At 59.9% G+C, this 19,217-nt stretch carries 19 protein-coding genes; 4 read left to right on the plus strand and 15 right to left on the minus strand.

Annotated elements, in window-relative coordinates; translation table 11 throughout:
- Window positions 1-165 precede the first annotated feature (165 nt).
- The 3 genes from JJ917_14425 to creD form a co-directional block, all read right to left on the minus strand.
- Window positions 166-408: a hypothetical protein gene (locus tag JJ917_14425; protein MBO6700019.1), complete on the minus strand. Its 243-nt coding sequence runs from the start codon at window positions 406-408 to the stop codon at window positions 166-168.
- 75 nt (window positions 409-483) lie between these two features.
- On the minus strand, window positions 484-1,149 hold the full coding sequence (msrA, locus tag JJ917_14430; protein ID MBO6700020.1) for a peptide-methionine (S)-S-oxide reductase MsrA: 666 nt from the start codon (window positions 1,147-1,149) through the stop codon (window positions 484-486).
- Between the two features lie 71 nt (window positions 1,150-1,220).
- A complete protein-coding gene (gene creD / locus JJ917_14435; GenBank protein MBO6700021.1) occupies window positions 1,221-2,654 on the minus strand; it encodes a cell envelope integrity protein CreD in 1,434 nt (477 codons plus the stop codon).
- Between the two features lie 195 nt (window positions 2,655-2,849).
- On the opposite strand from creD, the gene JJ917_14440 reads away from it, so the two are divergent.
- On the plus strand, window positions 2,850-3,116 hold the full coding sequence (locus JJ917_14440; GenBank protein ID MBO6700022.1) for a UBP-type zinc finger domain-containing protein: 267 nt from the start codon (window positions 2,850-2,852) through the stop codon (window positions 3,114-3,116).
- Between the two features lie 549 nt (window positions 3,117-3,665).
- On the opposite strand, the gene JJ917_14445 is transcribed toward JJ917_14440, so the two are convergent.
- A complete protein-coding gene (locus JJ917_14445) occupies window positions 3,666-4,397 on the minus strand; it encodes a TetR/AcrR family transcriptional regulator (GenBank protein ID MBO6700023.1) in 732 nt (243 codons plus the stop codon).
- A gap of 58 nt (window positions 4,398-4,455) precedes the next feature.
- Between JJ917_14445 and JJ917_14450 the strand changes: the two genes are divergently transcribed.
- Entirely contained in the window at window positions 4,456-4,713 is a 258-nt protein-coding gene (locus JJ917_14450; protein MBO6700024.1) for a glutathione S-transferase N-terminal domain-containing protein, read from the plus strand.
- 33 nt (window positions 4,714-4,746) lie between these two features.
- The gene (locus JJ917_14455; protein ID MBO6700025.1) at window positions 4,747-5,913 is read left to right on the plus strand and encodes a DUF3179 domain-containing protein; all 1,167 of its coding nucleotides are present in this window, start codon (window positions 4,747-4,749) and stop codon (window positions 5,911-5,913) included.
- Between the two features lie 236 nt (window positions 5,914-6,149).
- On the opposite strand, the gene JJ917_14460 is transcribed toward JJ917_14455, so the two are convergent.
- The 11 genes from JJ917_14460 to JJ917_14510 form a co-directional block, all read right to left on the minus strand.
- Window positions 6,150-8,786 (minus strand): EAL domain-containing protein, encoded by a 2,637-nt coding sequence (locus tag JJ917_14460; protein ID MBO6700026.1) that lies wholly within the window; start codon window positions 8,784-8,786, stop codon window positions 6,150-6,152.
- A 236-nt stretch (window positions 8,787-9,022) separates the two neighbouring features.
- The gene (locus JJ917_14465; protein ID MBO6700027.1) at window positions 9,023-10,789 is read right to left on the minus strand and encodes an SLC13 family permease; all 1,767 of its coding nucleotides are present in this window, start codon (window positions 10,787-10,789) and stop codon (window positions 9,023-9,025) included.
- Window positions 10,790-10,850: 61 nt separating this feature from the next.
- Complete coding sequence (locus tag JJ917_14470) at window positions 10,851-12,104, minus strand: glycosyl transferase (GenBank protein MBO6700028.1); 1,254 nt, start codon at window positions 12,102-12,104, stop codon at window positions 10,851-10,853.
- A 17-nt stretch (window positions 12,105-12,121) separates the two neighbouring features.
- Window positions 12,122-12,910: an HAD-IIB family hydrolase gene (locus JJ917_14475; GenBank protein MBO6700029.1), complete on the minus strand. Its 789-nt coding sequence runs from the start codon at window positions 12,908-12,910 to the stop codon at window positions 12,122-12,124.
- Between the two features lie 16 nt (window positions 12,911-12,926).
- Complete coding sequence (locus JJ917_14480) at window positions 12,927-13,706, minus strand: succinate dehydrogenase iron-sulfur subunit (protein ID MBO6700030.1); 780 nt, start codon at window positions 13,704-13,706, stop codon at window positions 12,927-12,929.
- A gap of 30 nt (window positions 13,707-13,736) precedes the next feature.
- A complete protein-coding gene (locus JJ917_14485) occupies window positions 13,737-13,970 on the minus strand; it encodes a hypothetical protein (GenBank protein MBO6700031.1) in 234 nt (77 codons plus the stop codon).
- 167 nt (window positions 13,971-14,137) lie between these two features.
- Complete coding sequence (locus tag JJ917_14490; protein MBO6700032.1) at window positions 14,138-15,973, minus strand: succinate dehydrogenase flavoprotein subunit; 1,836 nt, start codon at window positions 15,971-15,973, stop codon at window positions 14,138-14,140.
- Window positions 15,974-15,979: 6 nt separating this feature from the next.
- Entirely contained in the window at window positions 15,980-16,363 is a 384-nt protein-coding gene (gene sdhD, locus JJ917_14495; GenBank protein MBO6700033.1) for a succinate dehydrogenase, hydrophobic membrane anchor protein, read from the minus strand.
- Window positions 16,364-16,377: 14 nt separating this feature from the next.
- A complete protein-coding gene (gene sdhC / locus JJ917_14500; protein MBO6700034.1) occupies window positions 16,378-16,773 on the minus strand; it encodes a succinate dehydrogenase, cytochrome b556 subunit in 396 nt (131 codons plus the stop codon).
- A 286-nt stretch (window positions 16,774-17,059) separates the two neighbouring features.
- A complete protein-coding gene (locus JJ917_14505) occupies window positions 17,060-18,112 on the minus strand; it encodes a permease (protein MBO6700035.1) in 1,053 nt (350 codons plus the stop codon).
- Window positions 18,113-18,158: 46 nt separating this feature from the next.
- Window positions 18,159-18,488, minus strand: coding sequence for a helix-turn-helix transcriptional regulator (locus tag JJ917_14510; GenBank protein MBO6700036.1), 330 nt, complete (start codon window positions 18,486-18,488; stop codon window positions 18,159-18,161).
- Between the two features lie 135 nt (window positions 18,489-18,623).
- Between JJ917_14510 and JJ917_14515 the strand changes: the two genes are divergently transcribed.
- The gene (locus tag JJ917_14515) at window positions 18,624-19,184 is read left to right on the plus strand and encodes a thermonuclease family protein (GenBank protein MBO6700037.1); all 561 of its coding nucleotides are present in this window, start codon (window positions 18,624-18,626) and stop codon (window positions 19,182-19,184) included.
- Window positions 19,185-19,217: the final 33 nt, after the last annotated feature.

A 19,217-nucleotide genomic window follows, 5' to 3' on the forward strand; every position in this document is an offset into this window, starting at 1 on the left:
TTCCGCCTTCTGTGCTCCCGGTGGTTGCGTCACGATAAGCGCGGTTGATTGGGGTCTTCTGCCCCGAATCGGTTGACCGAATCTTGCCGCGCTGGACGCCTTTGATGAGCGGGTCGTAGGTCCCAATCTCAACAAAAGTATGACACGACCGATACCGGTTTCTGCTCAGTCCTGCAAGGTGCCGACAAGGGAAGCCACAGTGGATTCATCCTCCAACTGCATGGCCGCCGCCACCAGGGCCACGGCACGCGGATGCAGCGGTATATCGCCGTCGGGAATGGCGATGGACACGACACCGTCGGCACTGACACTGACGCAAACCTGGTCGGCCGGCACATGGGTGCCGTCAGCATGTGTCGCAGTGATCAGCCGGATCGGCTTATCTTTTTTTGGTGTCGTCGTGGCCATGCCATTACCGTCTCACGGGCCGCCGCGCGGTGCAAGCAAGAGGCCAAAGCATGCCTAACGCGCAGCCTATCTGGATCAGTGATCGACGCCAGCATAGGCGTCTTCACCCCACCGCGCTTCGACTGTGCGGTCGCGGCGGCAAGAGGCGCGGTAGAACTGATAGCGCAGCGGGTTCTTCTGATAATAGTTCTGATGGTACTCCTCGGCCGGCCAGAAGCGTGGTGCATCGACGATCTCGGTTGCGACGGCCTCTCCAAGCGCTTCTGAGGCGGCAGCGGCAGCGGCTTCAGCGATCGCGCGCTGGTCCTCGTCCAAAACGTAGATGGCGGTCGAATAGGAGTGACCCCGGTCGCAGAATTGACCGCCGCCATCGAGTGGATCGACCGTGCGGAAAAAACTGTGGGTCAGTTCCTCATAGGTCACTACAGATGGATCGTAGGTGATCTCGACGGCTTCACGGTCGCCTGCGCCGACATGGGTTTGATAGGTCGGGTTGGGCAATCGCCCACCGATGTAACCCGACACGGTCTGGAGCACGCCTTCAACGTGATCAAAATCCTTTTCAACACACCAGAAACAGCCGCCGGCGAAGATGGCGGTTTGTGTTTCACCGGCAGCACTGACGGGCTGTTCGGTGGTGGACGACTGGCTGTGTGCGCCGGTGGCCAAGGCAAGGGCGCCCAGGGCAGCCAGAGCAGCTGAGCCCAGGGCGAGGGCGGTGCGGCGGGAGAAGTGGGCCATGATGGTCTCCATCGGTTTGTTCGATGCGGCCTATATGGTCGCTTTGCTCCCACCGCGCCAATCGCAATGCATCACGGCTGCGTTAGCGGTTCGTCAGGTAGGTGCGGCGGTTGATCCTTCGGAGCGCGACCGGACCAGTCAATTTTCTGGGTGGTGAACATGGTCACTGCCAAAACACCGAAAGCGAAGAGAGATCCTGCAAGCAGGGCGTAATCTTCGAGCCGGAGGAAGAGGTAGAGCACGCCGAAGATCGAGGCGATCAGAGCAACAACCAGCGCTCCATATTTGGCGCTTTCCAGCGAGCGTGCGCAATAGGTGCCGATCAGCAGAGCGGTGGCCGTTCCGGCGAGCACATAGGCGATCAGGAAGCCCAGATGCTCGGCGAGCGAGAGCAGCAAAATGTAGAACAGCACCAAAGCCAGGCCGACAAAAACATATTGCACCACGTGCACACGTTTGCCGGTGCGCACCTCGATCACGAAAACGGAAAGAAAGACGACGCCGATGAAAAGGATCGCATATTTCAATGCGCGGTCGACGAGGGCGTAATAATCCACCGGCTGGAAGAAGCGTACGCCAAAGGCATCTTGGTTGAGCTGGCTGAGATAGGCGTTGCTGCCAAGCGTGAAAGCAAGCGGCACGGCGCGGGCCAGATGCGGCACCTGCCACTGAGCGGAAAAGCCCACATCCTCCCGGATGGTCGAGGCTTCGGGAAGAGCCGCGCCGGTGAAGGATGGGTGTGGCCAGTTGCTGACAATAGAAGCTGTCGTGTCGCGCGCCGTCGGGGTGATGAACAGCGAGTCCGAGCCATTGAGTGCCAGATCGATGCGAAACTGAAAGCCGCGCGGGTTGACCAGAAAGAGGTTTGGCACGTGAATGCCCGTCAGAGCGTTGCTTTGAACGGACCGTGGACCGGCATAGTCCGCTTGGTTGGGCGGCGGCCCATCGATGCCGAGACTGGGCTCGAAGGGGCGGGGCTCGCCTTCCATTTGCAGCGTCACCGCGTTGCGGATGGCGCGGACTGACGATATGGCCAGCGACAGCCGCGCCTCAGACCAGCGGAACCTGGCATTTTGGCCGGTGATCGCCTCGCCTGAGGGTTCGGCGAAGCTGCCCTCAAAGGCAATGTCGGCGCCGTAAACGGTGACGTCGAAGATACCGCGTGATCGCACCTCGGTGGTCGCATCGGCGGTGATGGTGAGATCATCGGGTAGAAAAACGGCCTCGCGGCGCACTGTGATCGTGGTTTCTTCATTGTCGACGATGCGCGTTTCATCCACCTCGTAGGGCACCGTGATGAATGGGCCAATGAGCCGCTGCGAGCCGCCCCAGGTTTGGGCGATTTCGCGGGCGACGTCGCGGGCCCTGTCTTCGCGTTCGGAGACCAAAAGCCAGATCAGCGAGGCTGGAATGAGCAGCAGCAGAGAGAGCACGCCAAGCGTGAAAAACTTGAAGCCCGGCGAGCGCATGAAGCGTCCGGAAGCATCAACGAAGGAAGTTGCCATGAAGAGTGCCGCCTAGAAATCGTGCGCGGATTTGATCCGCGTTTGCGCCCCGGCGTGACTGGCTAGGGGCCAATTGTGGCAGAGGTTGGCGTTACGTGAGGAGACAATTGGGTTTGGTTTGGGCGCGCCGCGTTCGGTCGTTTGAATGGACAATGCCCGCTTGGTCGATAGAGTGGCGTGACAAGGAGTATGCCCATGCGCTGTGAACATCGCGACCAGATAAAGCTCGATAGGCCCAGCGATGATGCCAAACAGGGCGCAGTTTGCGAAGCCTGCCAGGAGATCGGCGGGACCTGGCTGCACCTGCGCATGTGTTTGACCTGCGGCACGATCGGGTGCTGCGATGATAGCCCGAACCGCCACGCCCGCGCCCACGCAGAAACCGAAACCCATCCAATTATCACGTCCTATGAGGTCGGTGAGCGCTGGCGCTACTGCTTTATCGACAACACATTGGTTTGATCTCTGGCAGCCGGACACGGCCGAAGCTGGATGGCCGGATCAAGTCCGGCCATGACAACTATGGGGCCGGAGTCAATTCAGACGACAAAAAGTGGTCGTTCCGCAGGCACGGAACGATTGTCGAAAAGCAAGTTGGAAGCGGGGTGCCGTGAAGCATCGCCGTGTCTGGTAGTAGAGTTTCGATGCTACACGGTTGAGCCGAAGGCTCAGAGCAAACTGCCATGAGCCGAAACGGCGCAGCACAGAGCATGATGCTCGCGGGTCGTGACCCCGACAGCGACGATGGGCGCTTCACCCTTCCACCGGCCCGGGCACGACCCCGAGCTTCCCTAGGTAACATGACGGAAGGTGGAATGATGATGCAGGAGGATTTGGGGGCGGGGATAAGGGCAGGCGTTGTGCTCAGGTTATCGTTCGACCTGGCTATGTCGATAACTGGGGTTTTGCCAGCGCAGAAGGGCAGCTTTGCGGACAAAATGACCGTTCGCAGCAAAAATCAGACGGCCGATTTCCGAGATCCGTGCAACTTAATTGTAGACCCTCACACGTTTACAAGCGCATTAGCAGGCCGCCCATGACCAGAGCCAAATTGTCGTTCACTAGCTTCTCGATATCCAGAGGGCCTTCATCTTCGAAGAGATTATGCCAGACGGCGGCATAAACGTGTGCGCCTACAAAAACCAAGGGGTCCATGTCTGCCGCCTCGGGCCGGAACTCGCCGCTTTCTGCGCCAGACTTCAGCGTTGAACGGATCAAATCCAACCCCTCCTGAACGACATGCTCATGGAAGAATTGGATGATGGGGCGATGCTGCTCCGGAGCCGAGATCATCAGCCGTATCAACATTTTCATTTCAGGTGAGGCCTGACGGGCCGCCATGATACGGACCTGACTTTCCAGCAGGGCCTGTGCGCTGCCAGTGTGGGTCTTGGCCGCCGCGCCAATCTGTTCAAGGGCGGGAAGAATGACCGTTTGGATCACCCCTTCCAGCAAAGCCGCCTTGGTCTCGAAATAGAGATAAAGAGTACCCTTCGCGACCTCGGCCTCGTTGGCCACATCCGCCATCTTCGCCGCCTCATAGCCGTCGCGCTCAAATACTTTGAGGGCCGCTTGAACGATGTCATCTCGGCGACGGCGCTGCGAACGCGATAGCTCTTTCGGTGCATTTGTTACCGTGTTCGCGGTGCTTTCCATAGCTTCAGTGCCTCTCCCAAAGACTTTTGTTGCCACCTCTTCTTGACACGCGATGACTCCTCGGTCAATCAATGAACTATCGGTCATTTATTGACCGAGGAGTCATTTTAATTGTGTGACCTCGTACCCTCAATAGGAGCAAACCATGTCTAACATCCGCATCTACACCCGCCCGCAATGTCACTTTTGCCAAAAACTCAAAGGCTTCCTCGATGAGAAGGGACTGTCCTACGAAGAATTAAACGTGGCCGCATCGCCTGAGCTTCAGGCCGAGATGGAGAGCAAAACAAACGGGGTCGGCTCTGTTCCGCAGTTGTTCGTTGGTGACCAGCACATTGGTGACTGTTTCACGGTCCTGTCCGATGCCGGTCAGGAAAAACTGGCGCTAGCGCTTGCTGGCTAAGCCACACAACCCGTCTCGAAAAGGACGCCATCCATGACCCTCCTCATTCTTTACCTGCTAGCTTTAACGGCCTTGGTTGTAAGTTTGGTTTTTATCCCGCTGATCCTGGTCACCGCCATTCCGCTTAGCGCAGTCTACTATCATTCGCTCATCCGAAAGCCGGTTGTCTGGGGCATCGTCCTATGTACCGTTGCCTGGCAGGTTTGGTCTGTTTCCCAAACTGGCACCTTTCCGCTTGCCCATATCGGCCCCTTGGTGCTGATGGCTCTGGCGGTGTTCATCATCTACAACCTGTACCCGTCGGTCGCTTTTCCGGCCGTGGATTACCCTAAGATGTCGGCCGATCCGTTGACACTGCCGATCAAAGATGAAGCACAGATGGCAATCATCGAGCATAATGGCATCACCAAGGCTTATCCCTTGGATTACCTCATCCACGGACACATCATTAACGACTGGTTTGGCGACCGGTTGGTCTCTCTGACCTACTGTGCGCTCTGCCGCGGCGTCATTCCCTTCGACGTGACGGACATTGGGCCGCTTTACGTAGGTGCTATGAAGAACGGCAATATGGTGCTGGCGGATCGCAAGACCGGAACGTTCTTTCAGCAAGGCACGTTTGAGTCCTCCATCGGTCCGCTCCATCCGCGTACCCTCGACATGGTGATGTTCCAGTTCCTCACCTGGAAGCAGGTCAAGGAACTCGATGAGATGCCGCAAATCCCGCACGTAACAGAGGATGATTTTCGACCCTTTGCTCTCCCTATCCCGGGTGCTTGGGAAAAGCTGACCAGCGGCGACCTAACCCCAGGCCTATCAGCAGCCAAGCGCGATAAGTCCTTCCCTGCGCGAACTTCCGTCATTGGCGTCACGGATCCGTCTGTCACGCCGAAAATCGTGTACTTGAAGGATGAAGTTCTCAAGCAGGGAGTGGTCAGCAACGAGGCAAACGACCTCATCCTTGTAGCGCGTGACAAGGCGGTGAATGCCTTTCGTGCTACGGTCGATGGAACGTTGATCAGTCTTGTTCAAGGCGAGGGAAATGACCTTCGTGATCAAGCCACCGGTACCGTCTGGGACATCCGCGGAAAGCACAAGCAAGGCCCCATCCAGGCTAACCTCCAAATGCTGATGACATCCGATGAGTATTGGTATTCTTGGAAGCTGTTTCATCCGCGCAGCGAGTTGATACGACTGTAACTCGCAGACCCCAAAATAGGCGGGCGCGATGTGTCCGCCTCAGGCATTTGCGCATTTATGTTTAGCGCTTGAAGAGACCGCAAAGCGGCCATTCGAACCCAGCTCAGTATTCACTACTTTGGGCTCGAAGCGGACTACGACTACGGCTGGTTGCACAGCCATTTTGGTGGCAACGTTCGCCGCCAATGTTGTCTCGCCTGGCGACACTTGGGGCGAGCCAGACCGTGAACCGCTGTTTACGCCGCGTCGCGCCAGCGGTTCTCTCGCACGAAGTCAATCAGCTTCTCCGACGGCATTGGGGCGGCAAAAGCAAAGCCCTGCAACACGTCGCAGCCAAGGTCGCGCAGAACGGCCACATGTTCGAAGGTCTCAACGCCTTCGGCGACCACGCTGATGCCGAGCGACTTACCGATCTCGATGATGGAGGCGACAAGTTGGCGCTGGCTGGTGGAGGTAGCGATCGGCGCGATCAGTCGGCGTTCGATTTTGAGCCGGGCTGGGCGCAGCTGTAGCAGGCTGATGATGGACGCATAGCCAGTGCCAAAATCGTCGATCTCGATCGCGATGCCGCGCTTGGTCAGCTGGTCGATGTTGCTGGCGACGGTCGTGTTCTGATCGTCGAGAAAGATAGATTCCAGCAGCTCAAACGATAGCTCACCGCGTTTGATCGGCAGATCGTCGAGGCGATCGATCAATTCCGGGTCCTGCAACTGGCCGGCCGACACGTTGACGGACTTCTTCGGAATGTGAATGCCTGCGGCTTGCCAGCGGGCCGCCTGCCAAAGCGTTTCTTCCAAGATCGCCCGATCGATCAGCGGCACGACGTTAAGTTCATCGGCGGTGTCGAGAAAACTGTCGGGTGCTAGCACACCACGGATCGGATGATGCCAGCGCGCCAGCGCTTCCACGCCGACAATATCAAGGCTTTGCGTGTCGAACTGCGGTTGGAAATAGGGCAGGAACTCGCGCCGTTCCAAACCGGTCAAAATCTCGTCGGCGAGCATCTTGTTGGAAACGATCTCGGCCTTCAGCGACGCATCGAAGAACTCGTAGCGATTGCGCCCGCGTTTTTTGGCGCGGTAAAGCGCGAGGTCAGCATCGACCAGCAATTGGCTTGGCGCCGCCTTACCGCCGCCGCCATTGATTGCGATCCCAATGCTCGCACCGAAGCGGCACTTGTGGTCCTTGTAGGGCACCGGCTGACGCATTTGTTCGATGACGCGGCTGGCAAGCTTGGCCAGCGAGCCCTGATCCACCGGCTGCGTGGTCGCGATCACGAACTCATCGCCACCGACCCGCGCGACGAAATCGCCCTCGCGGGTGTTCTCGCGCAGCACGTTGGCCGCATGCACCAGCATCGCGTCGCCAGCGGCGTGGCCCAATGTGTCGTTGATGTGCTTGAAGCGATCAAGGTCGATATGAATAAGTGCCGTGGGCGGATTGTCGACGTCGTCGTTCAAGACGCGGTCGTCGAGGAACCGCCGGTTCGGCAGGTTGGTCAGGCTGTCATGGAGCGAGTTGTGCTCCATCTGCACGCGCGCTTCTTCAAGTTCGCGGTTGCGGATTTTGGCGTCCTTGTTGGCTTGGATGAGCTTGGTCTTGAGCTCAACGTCAGCAGAGATATCCCAGTTGACTCCAAGGATCCTTTGATGGCCGGAGGCATCGATGTGCGAGGCCCCGATGGTGCGGATCCAGCGTTCCTGGCTCTCGCCTTCCATGACGCGGAAAACCGAGTGGTACGTGCCACGTGAGGCGATGGCCTGTTGAAACTCTTTGATCGCTTGCTCGCGATCTTTCGGATGGAGTTTTTCCTCCCAATGGTCGACTGCGTTCGGCGTCACGTCGGAAGGAATGCCGTAAAGCTCTTTCATGCGGTCATCCCAGCGCAGTTCGCCGGTGGTGAGGTTGAGCTCCCAGACACCGATTTTCGAGGTTTCGAGTGCTAGTTCTAAACGCTGGGAGAGTAGCCGCATATCGTTTTCTCGGCGTCCCAGTTCGCGCACATGGTCGCGGTGTTGATCGTAGAAATGTCCGGCCATGGCGATGGGCACGAGGACAAGAAACGCGGCCAAAACAATCAGTCCACGAAACCGTGCTGCGTTGGGCGGCGTCTCTTTCCAGCCACCGCGCGGGATGGCGGCGATGCGCCAGGCACCGTTGGGAAGCGAGACTTCGGTGAACACCGGATTTTGGCCCAAAATCTGCGCATCGCCGAAGAACACGGACGTGTCAGAGAGATCCGCGTCACGGCCCATCAAGACCAGATCAATCGGTCGCTCCTCATCGAACAGCCCGCTGGCCGCATAAAGGCGATCGACATCGATGACGGCCGAAATCAGACCCCATACGCGCTCATCAACCTCACCGCTGTTGACGAACACTGGGAAGCGACCAATGAAACCGCGCCCGCCTTGGACCAGGTCAACCGGGCCAGCGAGCATCATCTGCCGGGCTTCCAGCGCGGCCAAGGCGCCGTCGCGCTGGGTCGGGTGGGTCGCATAATTGAGGCCGAGGGCGCGTTCGTTGCCTGCCAGCGGATACATCATCTGGATGACCAGATCGGGCGCGGCGGCAATGTTGCGCAGCTGCGAGTGCTCCCCGATCAGCGCCGAGGCGATGCGTTCAAACCGCGCCTGATCGATGTCGGGGTCCATGGCGATAACGGCCACCAGACCGCGCACCAGCTGGATATTGCTGTTGATGTTGCTTTCCAGCTCGGCGCGAACCTGACCCAAGCTTTCGGCCACGTCGGCGCGCGCCTGTTCTCGGTAGACGGCGCGGTTTTGATGGTCGGCAAAGTAACCAACGGCCACGGTCACGAGAAATGCGATACCCGCTGCAATCAATCCCGGTCGGAATGATGTCTGGTTCACTGCGTTGTCCCCAACAACTCGCGACACGTATCTCTTTTCGGTGCGCGGTTTCTCAATAGAAAGCCGGCTATCCGTCAGGCAGTGCACCAAGAAAAGGCTAAGAAAGCGTGAGTTTGCGGGCCTTGAACCCTGGCTTGAAGGTAGGTTGCCTAGAAAAGAGGTCAGATGCTGACGTCACCGTAGCGTGAACTTGTCTGCGTCTTTGGCCAGCTATTTTTGTTTCCTTGCTGGACCCATCACAACGGCCAGACGACAAGGATGGTCGGAACGGCCACCGCGATGACGATCACTTCCAGCGCCAGCCCCATGCGCCAATAGTCACCGAACTGGTAGCCGCCCGGCCCCATGATGATGGTGTTGTTCTTGTGGCCGATGGGGGTGAGGAAGGCGCAGGAGGCGGCCACCGCCACGCCCATCAAGAACGGATCGGGGTTGGCGCCGATGGATTGGGCGATCGAGACGCCGATCGGGGCGGCTATCAGCGCCGTGGCGACATTGTTCAAAAAGTCGCTGAGCGTCATGGTCACCACCATCAGCACCAAGAGGATCGCCCAGGCCGGCCAGCCTTGCGTGCCGCCGACGATGCCATCGGCGATCAGCTGTGTGCCGCCGGAGGCTTCCAGCGCAGCCGATAGTGGAATCAGCGAGGCGAGCAGCACGATCACCTTCCACTCGATCATGGCGTAAAAGTCTTCCCCGCCCAGCAAGCCCATCGCGATGTAGGCGACCACGCAGGCGCCCAGCGCAATGGCGAGCGTGGTGACCCCCATGACGGCAAGTGCGATGGCAATCGCAAACGCGCCGATCGCGGCAAAGGCTTTGCGGCGTTGGATGACGTTGGTTTTGCGGTCGGCAATCGGATAGACGCCGAGCCAGGAGGCGACCTGATCCATCCGGTCATCCGGGCCGAGCAGCAAAAGCACGTCGCCAGGCTTTATCGTCAGCCGACGGACGCGGTCGCGGAAACGCTTGCCCTCGCGAGAGACGCCGAGCAGCGTGACACCGTGGCGCGAAAGCAGGCGTACCTCCATCTCCGAGCGATTGGCGATGCGTGCGCCGTCGGGCACGATGGCTTCGATGAGCTTCAGGTTGGCGCCGCGCAGGCCGCCATGGCGTTCGGACCCGGCGAAATCGAGACCTGCCGCGCCCATGAACGCCTCAATGGCCTTGGGGTCGCCTTCGAGCACCAGATAATCGCCCTTGCGTACTTCCTGGGTGCGCGAAAAGCCCGGGAGCCGCTTGCCGCGCCGGACCAGACCTAGGATCTGCACATCCTTCTCCACCGCGTCGGGATAAAGATCGCGCACCATCTGCCCGATGGTCTTGGAGTCTTCCTTCACCCGCGCCTCAGCAACGTAGAGCCCGGCGTCCTCGTCCAGCGATTGGGTGCCATCGCGGGCCGGTATCAGCCGCCAGCCGATGAGTGCGACAAAGGCGATGCCAATGATCGAGACAACCAGCCCGACCGGGGTGAAGTCGAACATCGAAAACGCCTCGCCCAGCGCGTCCTGGCGGTATTGCGCAATCACGATGTTGGGCGGCGTGCCGATCAGCGTGATCATGCCGCCTAGAATGGTGGCGAAGGACAGCGGCATCAGCGTCAGCGACACGGCGCGCTTTGCCTTGCGGGCGACGTCCATATCAAGCGTCATCAGCAGCGCCAGCGCGGCGACATTGTTGATCACCGCCGAGAGCGCTGCGCCCGCCACCGCCATGATGGAAATATGGGTCGGGAGTGCTCTGTCGGGGGCGACCACGAAGCGGGCGATCAGTTCCACCGCGCCGGAGTTGACCAGACCGCGCGAGACGATCAGCACCAGCGCGATGATGACAACAGCTGGATGGCCGAAGCCGGCAAAGGCATCGGCTGGCGCGACATAACCGGCAAACACCGCGATCAGAAGGGCGGTGAAGGCCACCAGATCATAACGGACCCGGCCCCAAATGAGGAACGCGAACAGCACGCCGAACAGCGCGAACAGAGCAATTTGATCACCGGTCATCGCCAGCGGGATCGCATGGCAGGCGGGCAAAGGGAAGGGGGCGGGCTTGGCCCTGCCGCCGTCAGGCGGCCGTCGAGGCCGTTTGCATGGCGGCCGCCGGGTAATCCTGAAGGTCCAGGTCCACCGCCTCATGCATGCGCATCAACAACTCACGATCGGCAGCGTAAACGCGGTTCCAGGTGGGAATGAACGGCGTCTCATGTGGGTTGTCGAGAAAGACGTTGCCGGCCGTGATGATGTTTTCTGCGAACAGCTCGATAGCCCGCTCTTCCTTGTGACGATCGAGCGCAAGACCGTTCATCATCGCATCGTTGTAATAGCCATCCAGGAGGTCGAGGGCGGAGCGGTAATAGGTTGCCTTGAGCGTTCGGAAGGTGTTGGCGGTGAACACCGTGCCATCGGCGGCAAGCTTACGGAACAGCGCCTTGCAGATGTCGATGGACATGCGGCTAAGGCCCGTTTTGGCGTCTTCCTCAGAAAGGCTTTGGTGCTTGTGATCGTAATTGTCGGCGATCTCCACCTGGCAAACCGATTTAGGGGCGAGATTGCGCCAGGCTTCCGAAAGAACGCCGATTTCCAGGCCCCAATCCGATGGGATGCGCAGATCGGGTAGGATCGGCGTGCGAATCGCGAACTCGCCGGAAAGTGGGTAACGAAAGCTGCGCAGATAATCGATGTAGCTGCGGTCGCCGATGACGCGTTTGAGCGCGATCAGGAGCGGGCTAACAAGCAGACGGGTGACGCGGCCATTGAGCTTGCCGTCGCCGATACGCGGATAAAACCCTTTGGCCATCTGGTAGGGGAAAGCAGGATTGACGACGGGGTAGACGAGCTTGTCGAGCATCGAGCGTTTGTAGGTGAGGATATCGCAATCATGGATCGCCATCACCGAGCTATCGGCGCAGGCGAGCAGATAGCCGATGCAGGACCAAACGTTCTTGCCTTTGCCCTTTTCCTTCGGCGCAAGGCCCAGCGCTTGCAGCTGCTCCTGGACCGCCGTCATGCGCGGGCCGTCGTTCCAGATCACCACATGGTTTTGTGGCAGGACGCTGAAAAAGGCGCGGGCGGTGCGGTATTGCGCTTCGTCGGCAGCATCCAGACCGATGATGATGCGATGCAGATAGTTCACCTTGCTGAGTTGGGCGAGGATGCCTGGCAGGGCTGAGCCTTCCAGCTCGGAGTAAAGGCACGGCAAGATCAGCGTCACCTTACGCGAGCCTGCCAGCACCGACACCTCGTGAGCCAGGTTGTCGTCGCTGCGGTGCCGCAAATCGTGCAGCGTGGTGATGTTTCCGTTCTGGTGAAAATCGGCCATGCGGGGGGTCTCTGGCGTTAGCGGTCTTTCAGGCGGGCGATGAGCAAAATGGTGGCGTCCGCCCATCCGGAAGGGCCGACGCCCTTGGTGCGGATGATCCGCCCGGTAACCTCGCCGCGCAAGGGCGGGAGCGGGTTCAGGTGTGGATTGCGCACGATGACGCCCCAATCCGCCGCCTCGATCATTTCGATGTCGTTGGGCGCATCGCCCAGTGCAATCGTGGTTTGCGGGCGATGGGTTTTGATGATCGATGCCATTGCATCGGCCTTGGTGCGCCCGAAGGAAAGGGTGAGGAACCGTCCGCCGCGCTGGGCCCGGACGCCGTGCTCGGCCAAAGCGGTCTGGAAAGCCTCAAGCTCCTGCGGCGTGCCCGTCCAAATACCGGGTTCGCTGAACTGGCGTTGCTTGGCGAGCTTGGCCTGTCCGAGATCGAGCTCGGTGCGTTCAGCAACCTCTTGCACGCTCATGTCGCCAAAACCGCGAAAGCCGGGGTGTGTACCTTCTAGGGTGGCAAGGGCGCCGCGTAGCTTTTGATAGGAACCGGTAGCGCTGCCCGGTTCCTCTTGCGGTAAGAGGATGCCAGCGCCGTTCTCCACAATGGCGGGCCAGAGGCCAATGCCGGTGGCGGCATCGATGGCGGTTTGGAGCGGACGGATTTCGGCCGTCGTCTTGCTGCTGGCAAGCACCAAGCCGGCGCCCAGTTCAGCTAGCCGATCCAACGCCGGTTTGGCCGGCAACCAATCATAGTTTTCATGGTCGAGCAGCGTGCCATCAAGATCGGAGAAGACGAGGAAGTTCAGGGCGATCGCTTCCTGTTTGGTCTTAAACCCTTCTCTCCACCATCATCTTCTTGATTTCTGCGATCGCAAGCGCCGGGTTCAGCCCCTTCGGGCAGGCCTGGGCGCAGTTCATGATCGTGTGGCAGCGATAGAGCCGGAACGGGTCTTCCAGGTTGTCGAGCCGCTTGCCGGTTTCTTCATCGCGCGAGTCGATCAGCCAGCGATAGGCTTGGAGAAGAACCGCCGGGCCAAGATAGCGGTCGCCGTTCCACCAGTAGCTGGGGCAACTTGTCGAGCAGCAGGCGCAGAGGATGCACTCGTAGAGCCCATCCAGCTTGGCGCGGTCCTCATGGCTCTGCTTCCATTCACTTTGCGGCTGAGGCGTTGCCGTCTGCAGCCAGGGTTCGATGCTTGCGTGCTGGGCGTAAAAGTTCGACAGGTCCGGCACCAGATCCTTGATCACCTGCATGTGCGGCAGCGGATAAATCTTCACCGCGCCATTCACCTCGTCCATGCCCTTGGTGCAGGCGAGCGTGTTGGTGCCGTCAATGTTCATCGCGCAGGAGCCGCAAATCCCCTCGCGGCAGGAGCGGCGGAAGGTCAGCGTCGGATCGACATTGTTTTTGATCCAGATGAGCGCGTCGAGCACCATCGGCCCGCAGTCGTCCATGTCGACATAATAGGTGTCGATGGCTGGGTTGTCCTCGTCATCCGGGCTCCAGCGATAGATGCGGAACTCGCGCACATTGCTCGCGCCCTCAGGCTTCGGCCAGGTTTTGCCCGTGCCCATCTGCGAGTTTTTCGGAAGTGTCAGTTGAACCATGGTGGTGTCCGTCTCGGTCCTTTGAAAGGTCTAGCTCAGGCAGCTCAGGCCGGCATTGACCATCTGATTTTGCACCATCTGGGCATCTTCATTGGTGAAACCGTCAAGCGTGCGCACCAGCGCCTCATCCTCGGTCAGCAGGGCCAGCAAGAAGGTCTGCTGATCGGTTGTCAGAGTGGCTGCCGCATCTTCTTCGATGCAGGCGCAGATGGTTTCGGTCTCGCCCATGGCCTGCATGCAGGCGGCCGTGATCTCACCGGACATTGGGCCAGATTGAGCCAAAGTCGATGTCGCGGCGCTGGCAAACAAGATAGCGGCAAGAGTGCAAACCCCTATTCTGAGGTTTGCTCCGTTCCGTTCGTGCCGAACGACCACTGTGCTCACAGTGTTTTTCGCTCCGCTCTGTGCGTCCCGCGCAACCGCGCCGTTCACTAGTACACCCTCGCCTTGGGCTCGATATACGCAATGTCGTTGGACATGGTGTAGGTGTGCACCGGACGGTCATCCAGCTTCACCTGCTTCTCGTCCACATCGACAAAAGCCAGCGTGTGCTTCATCCAGTCTTTGTCGTCGCGCTCGGAGAAATCCTCGCGGGCGTGGGCGCCACGGGACTCTTTGCGGTTGGCCGCCGATTCCACCGTTACGACGGCTTGGGAGATAAGGTTCTCATACTCGAGCGTCTCGATGAGATCGGTGTTCCAGATCAGCGAGCGGTCGGTGGTTTTGATATCGTCCGAGGCGGCCCAGGTGGCGTTGATCAGTTTCACGCCTTCATCGAGCACGTCGCCGGTGCGGAACACCGCGCAGTTGTTCTGCATGACGCGCTGCATTTCCAGGCGCAGGTCGGCGGTGGAACGCGATCCGTTGGCATAGCGCGCGGCGTCAAGGCGCGAGAGCGACATGTCGGCGCTGTCGCTTGGCAATTCAGGATGCTTCTCGCCGCCTTCCAGCGTTTCAGCACAGCGGGCGCCGGCCGCGCGGCCAAACACCACCAAGTCGATGAGGGAATTCGAGCCTAGACGGTTGGCGCCGTGCACGGAGACGCAGGCCGCCTCACCGATGGCCATGAGGCCGGGCACCACCGTGTCGGCGTCGCCACCGACCTTGGTCAGCACTTCGCCGTGATAGTTGGTCGGAATGCCGCCCATATTGTAGTGCACCGTCGGCAGCACGGGGATTGGTTCCTTGGTGACATCGACGCCTGCAAAAATGCGGGCGCTCTCGGAGATACCCGGAAGACGCTCATGCAGAATGTCCGGGTCCAAATGGTCCAGATGCAGGAAGATGTGATCGCCGTTTTTGCCGACGCCACGACCCTCGCGGATCTCCATGGTCATCGACCTTGAAACAACGTCGCGCGAGGCGAGGTCTTTGGCCGATGGCGCATAGCGCTCCATGAAGCGCTCGCCCTCGGAGTTCACCAGATAACCGCCTTCGCCACGCGCACCCTCGGTGATCAGGCAGCCCGCGCCGTAAATCCCGGTCGGGTGGAACTGCACGAACTCCATATCTTGCAGGGGCAAGCCAGCGCGCAACACCATGGCATTGCCGTCACCGGTGCAGGTGTGGGCCGACGTCGCCGAGAAATAGGCGCGGCCGTAACCGCCGGTTGCGAGCACGGTCTTGTGGGCGCGGAAACGGTGGATCGAACCATCTTCCATGCACATGGCGACCACGCCGCGGCAGGCGCCTTCATCCATGATGAGGTCGATGGCGAAATACTCGATGAAGAACTCAGAGCTGTTGCGCAGCGCCTGGCCATAGAGCGTGTGCAGGATGGCGTGGCCGGTGCGGTCAGCGGCGGCGCAGGTGCGTTGCGCAGCGGGACCTTCGCCATATTTGGTGGTCATGCCGCCGAACGGGCGCTGATAGATCTTGCCTTCTTCGGTGCGGGAGAAGGGCACACCCCAATGTTCCAGCTCGTAGACGGCTTCAGGCGCGTTCTTGCAGAGATATTCGATGGCGTCTTGGTCGCCCAGCCAGTCAGACCCTTTGACGGTGTCGTACATGTGCCAGCGCCAATCATCCTTGCCCATATTACCAAGGGCCGCCGAAATGCCGCCCTGTGCCGCGACCGTGTGCGAGCGAGTGGGAAAGACTTTGGAAATGCAGGCGACTTTGAGCCCGGCTTGTGAGGCGCCAACAACGGCGCGCAGGCCAGCGCCACCGGCGCCGACAACGACCACATCATAGGTGTGATCGGTGATGGGGTAGGCAGACCCGTTGGTAGCCGGTGCAGCAGAACCGTTTGCGGTTTCAGTTGCCATGAAGCGTTAGCCTCCGAAGCTCATTTTCAAGATCGCGTAGATAGATGCCGCCGCGATGAGAATGGTGAAAAAGGTGTTGGCGAGAAGCGCCAGAATCTTGGTCAGTTCATTGTGCACATAGTCTTCGATGATGACCTGCATACCCAAGCGCATGTGGATTGCGCCGGAGATGATGACCAAAAGCATAATAATCGCGACCAGCGGCGAACCCATGATGGCAACAAAGCTGGCGTGACTTGCATCCTGCAGGCCGATGACCATCACCACGAAAAACAAAAGCAGCGGCACGTTGGCGAGCGCGGTGACGCGCTGACGCCAGAAATGATCGGTGCCTTCCTTGGCTGATCCAAGGCCGCGAACGCGGGAGAGGGGGGTGCGCATATCGCCCATGTGAATGCCTCCTTTTAAACCGCGTAGCCGATGATCCAGAGGATCAGCGTGAGAGAAAGAGACCCGGCGAGCGTCGCACGGGCGAGCCAATTGCGGCTCTTGGCATCCAGGCCGCGCCCGGTGTCCCAGATGAAATGGCGGATGCCGCCAAGCATGTGGTGCATCAGGGCCCAAGTGAAGCCGAACAGGATAAGCCGCCCAAGGAAGGAGCCGAACAGGTCCATCGCCGTGTTGTAGGCTTCCGGTCCGGATGCCCCGGCGAGTAGCCAATAGACCATCAAGATGGTGCCGAAATAGAGCGCCGACCCGGTGATGCGATGCACGATCGACATCAGCATCGTGAACAGCATCTTGTAGACCTGGAGATGGGGAGAAAGCGGCCGATTGGCCCGCGTATCAGTGTTTGCCATGGCGCGTTGACGTCTACCTTGCTGGCGGTTGCCTGGAACCTGTTGAAAGTTGCCTGCGCTGGTGGGCCATGATGGCCAAGCGCACGACGTGGCAATGTCGCAATTCACGCGAATTGCATCACAGGTTGTAGCGTCGATACCGGAGTCGGTCGAGCCGACCAAGGTCGAAACCGGGCGGGGTTTTTCGTCGCGCAGATATTACGTTGACGTAAACGTTAGGTTTTTGGCTTGCCGGGATGAGAACAGACGGCTTCGGGTGTTTCGTCCGCGCTGCGGAACGCGGCGGTTAGAGCGTTGTCCAAAGCTGGAAAAGCAGGCCGATGGTGAGCGATCCTGACAGGGCGATCATCAGGTAGAGTGCAAAGACCTGGCGTTTCACCAAGGCCCAAACGGCAATGGCCGCCGGAAGTGACGTCACGCCGCCCGCCACCAGGAAGGCAAGCCCGGCGCCGGGCGCCATGCCCTGGTCCATCAGGCCGCCGACCAGAGGCAACGCCGCATAACCATTCAAATAGGCCGGCACACCCACGAGCGTGGCGATGGCGATGGGCGCAATGCCGGTGCCGCCGACCGATTGTGCGACCAGATCAGCCGGCAACCAGGCCAGCATCAGGCTTTCGAGCAGGAAGGCGAGGGTCAGCCATTTGGCTAGAAACAGGGTGGTCTTGATGCCTTCGCGTACGAATTTTGAAATGCGTTCCTCGTCCTGCCAGAAGGTCCAGACGACCGGCTTGGCGGTGCGCACCTTTGCGCCGCCGCATCCACCATTGCCGACGCCTTCGCGCAGCGGGTCGGTGAGGCCGCCGGTTTTGGCGAGGCCATGCACCACGAAGCCGCCGAACAGGCCAAGACCAATGGCGGCCAGTGTTTTGGCGACCGCGAACTCAAAGCCCAACACACCCGTGGTCAGAACGAACATGGACGGGTCCATAACAGGCGAGGCCAGCCAAAACGCCATGACGGCCGATAACGGCACGCCCATCGCCAAAAGCGCGGCGATCAGCGGGATCACGCCGCAGGAGCAGAATGGCGAAAGCCCGCCGGCGGCAGCCGCGATCAAGATCATCAAGGCGGGCGAACCGGTGAAGGCGCGAGCGATCAAGCCATCAGCACCTGTGGCGCCGGCATAGGCAGCAATGGCGATCGACAACACCAGGAAGGGCGCCACATCGACGAGGTTTTGCAGCGTGAACCGCGCACTTTCCACGCCTTGCTCGGGCAGAACAACGAGCAGTGCCATCAGAAGGCCGGCGGAGACAAGCCAGACCTTTTCCTTGGCCCAAAGCCGCTGCGCCAATTCGGCGGTTGCGGAGCGAACGTTGAGGACGAGATCAGTCACGGGGCTATCCAGACCACATAGGCGAGAGAGATGACGCTTTGGGTCATCACGCGGCGTCCTGATCGGTGTTGTCATGATCGGCCAGCGTGACGCCGACGCAGCACTCGGCCGTCAAGAAATCCACGGTCTGGCGCATCGCCTCATAATCAACCCGGTTGATGATCTGACGCCCGCGACGTTCCTGAATCACCAGGCCGGCATCAACCAAGGTTCCCAAATGGTGGGCAAGCGTGGAGGCTGCCTGATCGAGATGGATCCCGATTTCGCCGACATTCAACCCCTCATCGCCGGCGCGCACCAACAGCCTGAAAATGGCCAGACGCGTTTCGTGGCCAAGTGCGGCAAGAGAGGCGGCGGTGGCAGCGTGGTCGGTCATGCATTCACTTATAACTATAAAACTAGTTATGTCAAAATAGTGTAACGCCGTGTCGATGTCTTGGTTCAGGCGAACGGCAAACATTGACGGGCTGTGTTCGTTCTTTGTTGGTGAAATGCCCGCATCCTGCCAGGTATGAATCCCTGGAAACGACCTGCCGACATCATCGCTTTGGAGCCAGCGCTGGCCCGACGGCGCCGTCGGACTACCGACCGGTTGCTCCTTTGGGCGATCGTGGGCCTGATCGTGGGCGCGATGATCGTGTCAGCCGTGGTCAACCGTGAGGTTGTTTTTGATCATCTGAACAACGCGGTCGATTCAGTCCTGGAATGGCAGGCTTCGTTTCAACCGCCGCTGGAGCGCTTGGACATGGCGATCTGCGTCCGGTCGCCGCAGCCAACATGCGTTGTTGACGGTGACACGATCCGTTTGGATGGCGAGCGCATCCGGTTGTTGGCCATTGACGCACCGGAACTGTTCAGTCCGCAATGCGCAGCGGAGCAGCAGCTAGCCATCCATGCGCGCGATCGATTAGCGGACGTCTTGTCGGCGGAACCGTGGCGTGTGGTCCGCGATGGCACCGATCGCTATGGCCGAACGCTTGCCAAGCTGCGTTTGGAGCATGGATGGGCGGGTACCGTTCTGGTGCGCGAAGGTTTGGCGGTTTGGTGGGAGGACCGTCGCAGTTGGTGTTGAGGCATCACGACACAGGCTCTGGCGCTCGGCGTT

The organism is Hyphomicrobiales bacterium (assembly GCA_017642935.1).
Classification (GTDB): Bacteria; Pseudomonadota; Alphaproteobacteria; order Rhizobiales; family MH13; genus MH13.

What these genes read in the sequence shown, in the direction of transcription:
- JJ917_14425 (MBO6700019.1), bottom strand. Translation starts at nt 408, where the DNA reads ATGGCCACGACGACACCAAAAAAAGATAAGCCGATCCGGCTGATCACT.
- msrA (MBO6700020.1), bottom strand. Translation starts at nt 1,149, where the DNA reads ATGGCCCACTTCTCCCGCCGCACCGCCCTCGCCCTGGGCTCAGCTGCT.
- creD (MBO6700021.1), bottom strand. Translation starts at nt 2,654, where the DNA reads ATGGCAACTTCCTTCGTTGATGCTTCCGGACGCTTCATGCGCTCGCCG.
- JJ917_14440 (MBO6700022.1), top strand. Translation starts at nt 2,850, where the DNA reads ATGCGCTGTGAACATCGCGACCAGATAAAGCTCGATAGGCCCAGCGAT.
- JJ917_14445 (MBO6700023.1), bottom strand. Translation starts at nt 4,397, where the DNA reads ATGACCGATAGTTCATTGATTGACCGAGGAGTCATCGCGTGTCAAGAA.
- JJ917_14450 (MBO6700024.1), top strand. Translation starts at nt 4,456, where the DNA reads ATGTCTAACATCCGCATCTACACCCGCCCGCAATGTCACTTTTGCCAA.
- JJ917_14455 (MBO6700025.1), top strand. Translation starts at nt 4,747, where the DNA reads ATGACCCTCCTCATTCTTTACCTGCTAGCTTTAACGGCCTTGGTTGTA.
- JJ917_14465 (MBO6700027.1), bottom strand. Translation starts at nt 10,789, where the DNA reads ATGACCGGTGATCAAATTGCTCTGTTCGCGCTGTTCGGCGTGCTGTTC.
- JJ917_14470 (MBO6700028.1), bottom strand. Translation starts at nt 12,104, where the DNA reads ATGGCCGATTTTCACCAGAACGGAAACATCACCACGCTGCACGATTTG.
- JJ917_14480 (MBO6700030.1), bottom strand. Translation starts at nt 13,706, where the DNA reads ATGGTTCAACTGACACTTCCGAAAAACTCGCAGATGGGCACGGGCAAA.
- JJ917_14485 (MBO6700031.1), bottom strand. Translation starts at nt 13,970, where the DNA reads ATGTCCGGTGAGATCACGGCCGCCTGCATGCAGGCCATGGGCGAGACC.
- JJ917_14490 (MBO6700032.1), bottom strand. Translation starts at nt 15,973, where the DNA reads ATGGCAACTGAAACCGCAAACGGTTCTGCTGCACCGGCTACCAACGGG.
- sdhD (MBO6700033.1), bottom strand. Translation starts at nt 16,363, where the DNA reads ATGGGCGATATGCGCACCCCCCTCTCCCGCGTTCGCGGCCTTGGATCA.
- sdhC (MBO6700034.1), bottom strand. Translation starts at nt 16,773, where the DNA reads ATGGCAAACACTGATACGCGGGCCAATCGGCCGCTTTCTCCCCATCTC.
- JJ917_14510 (MBO6700036.1), bottom strand. Translation starts at nt 18,488, where the DNA reads ATGACCGACCACGCTGCCACCGCCGCCTCTCTTGCCGCACTTGGCCAC.
- JJ917_14515 (MBO6700037.1), top strand. Translation starts at nt 18,624, where the DNA reads ATGAATCCCTGGAAACGACCTGCCGACATCATCGCTTTGGAGCCAGCG.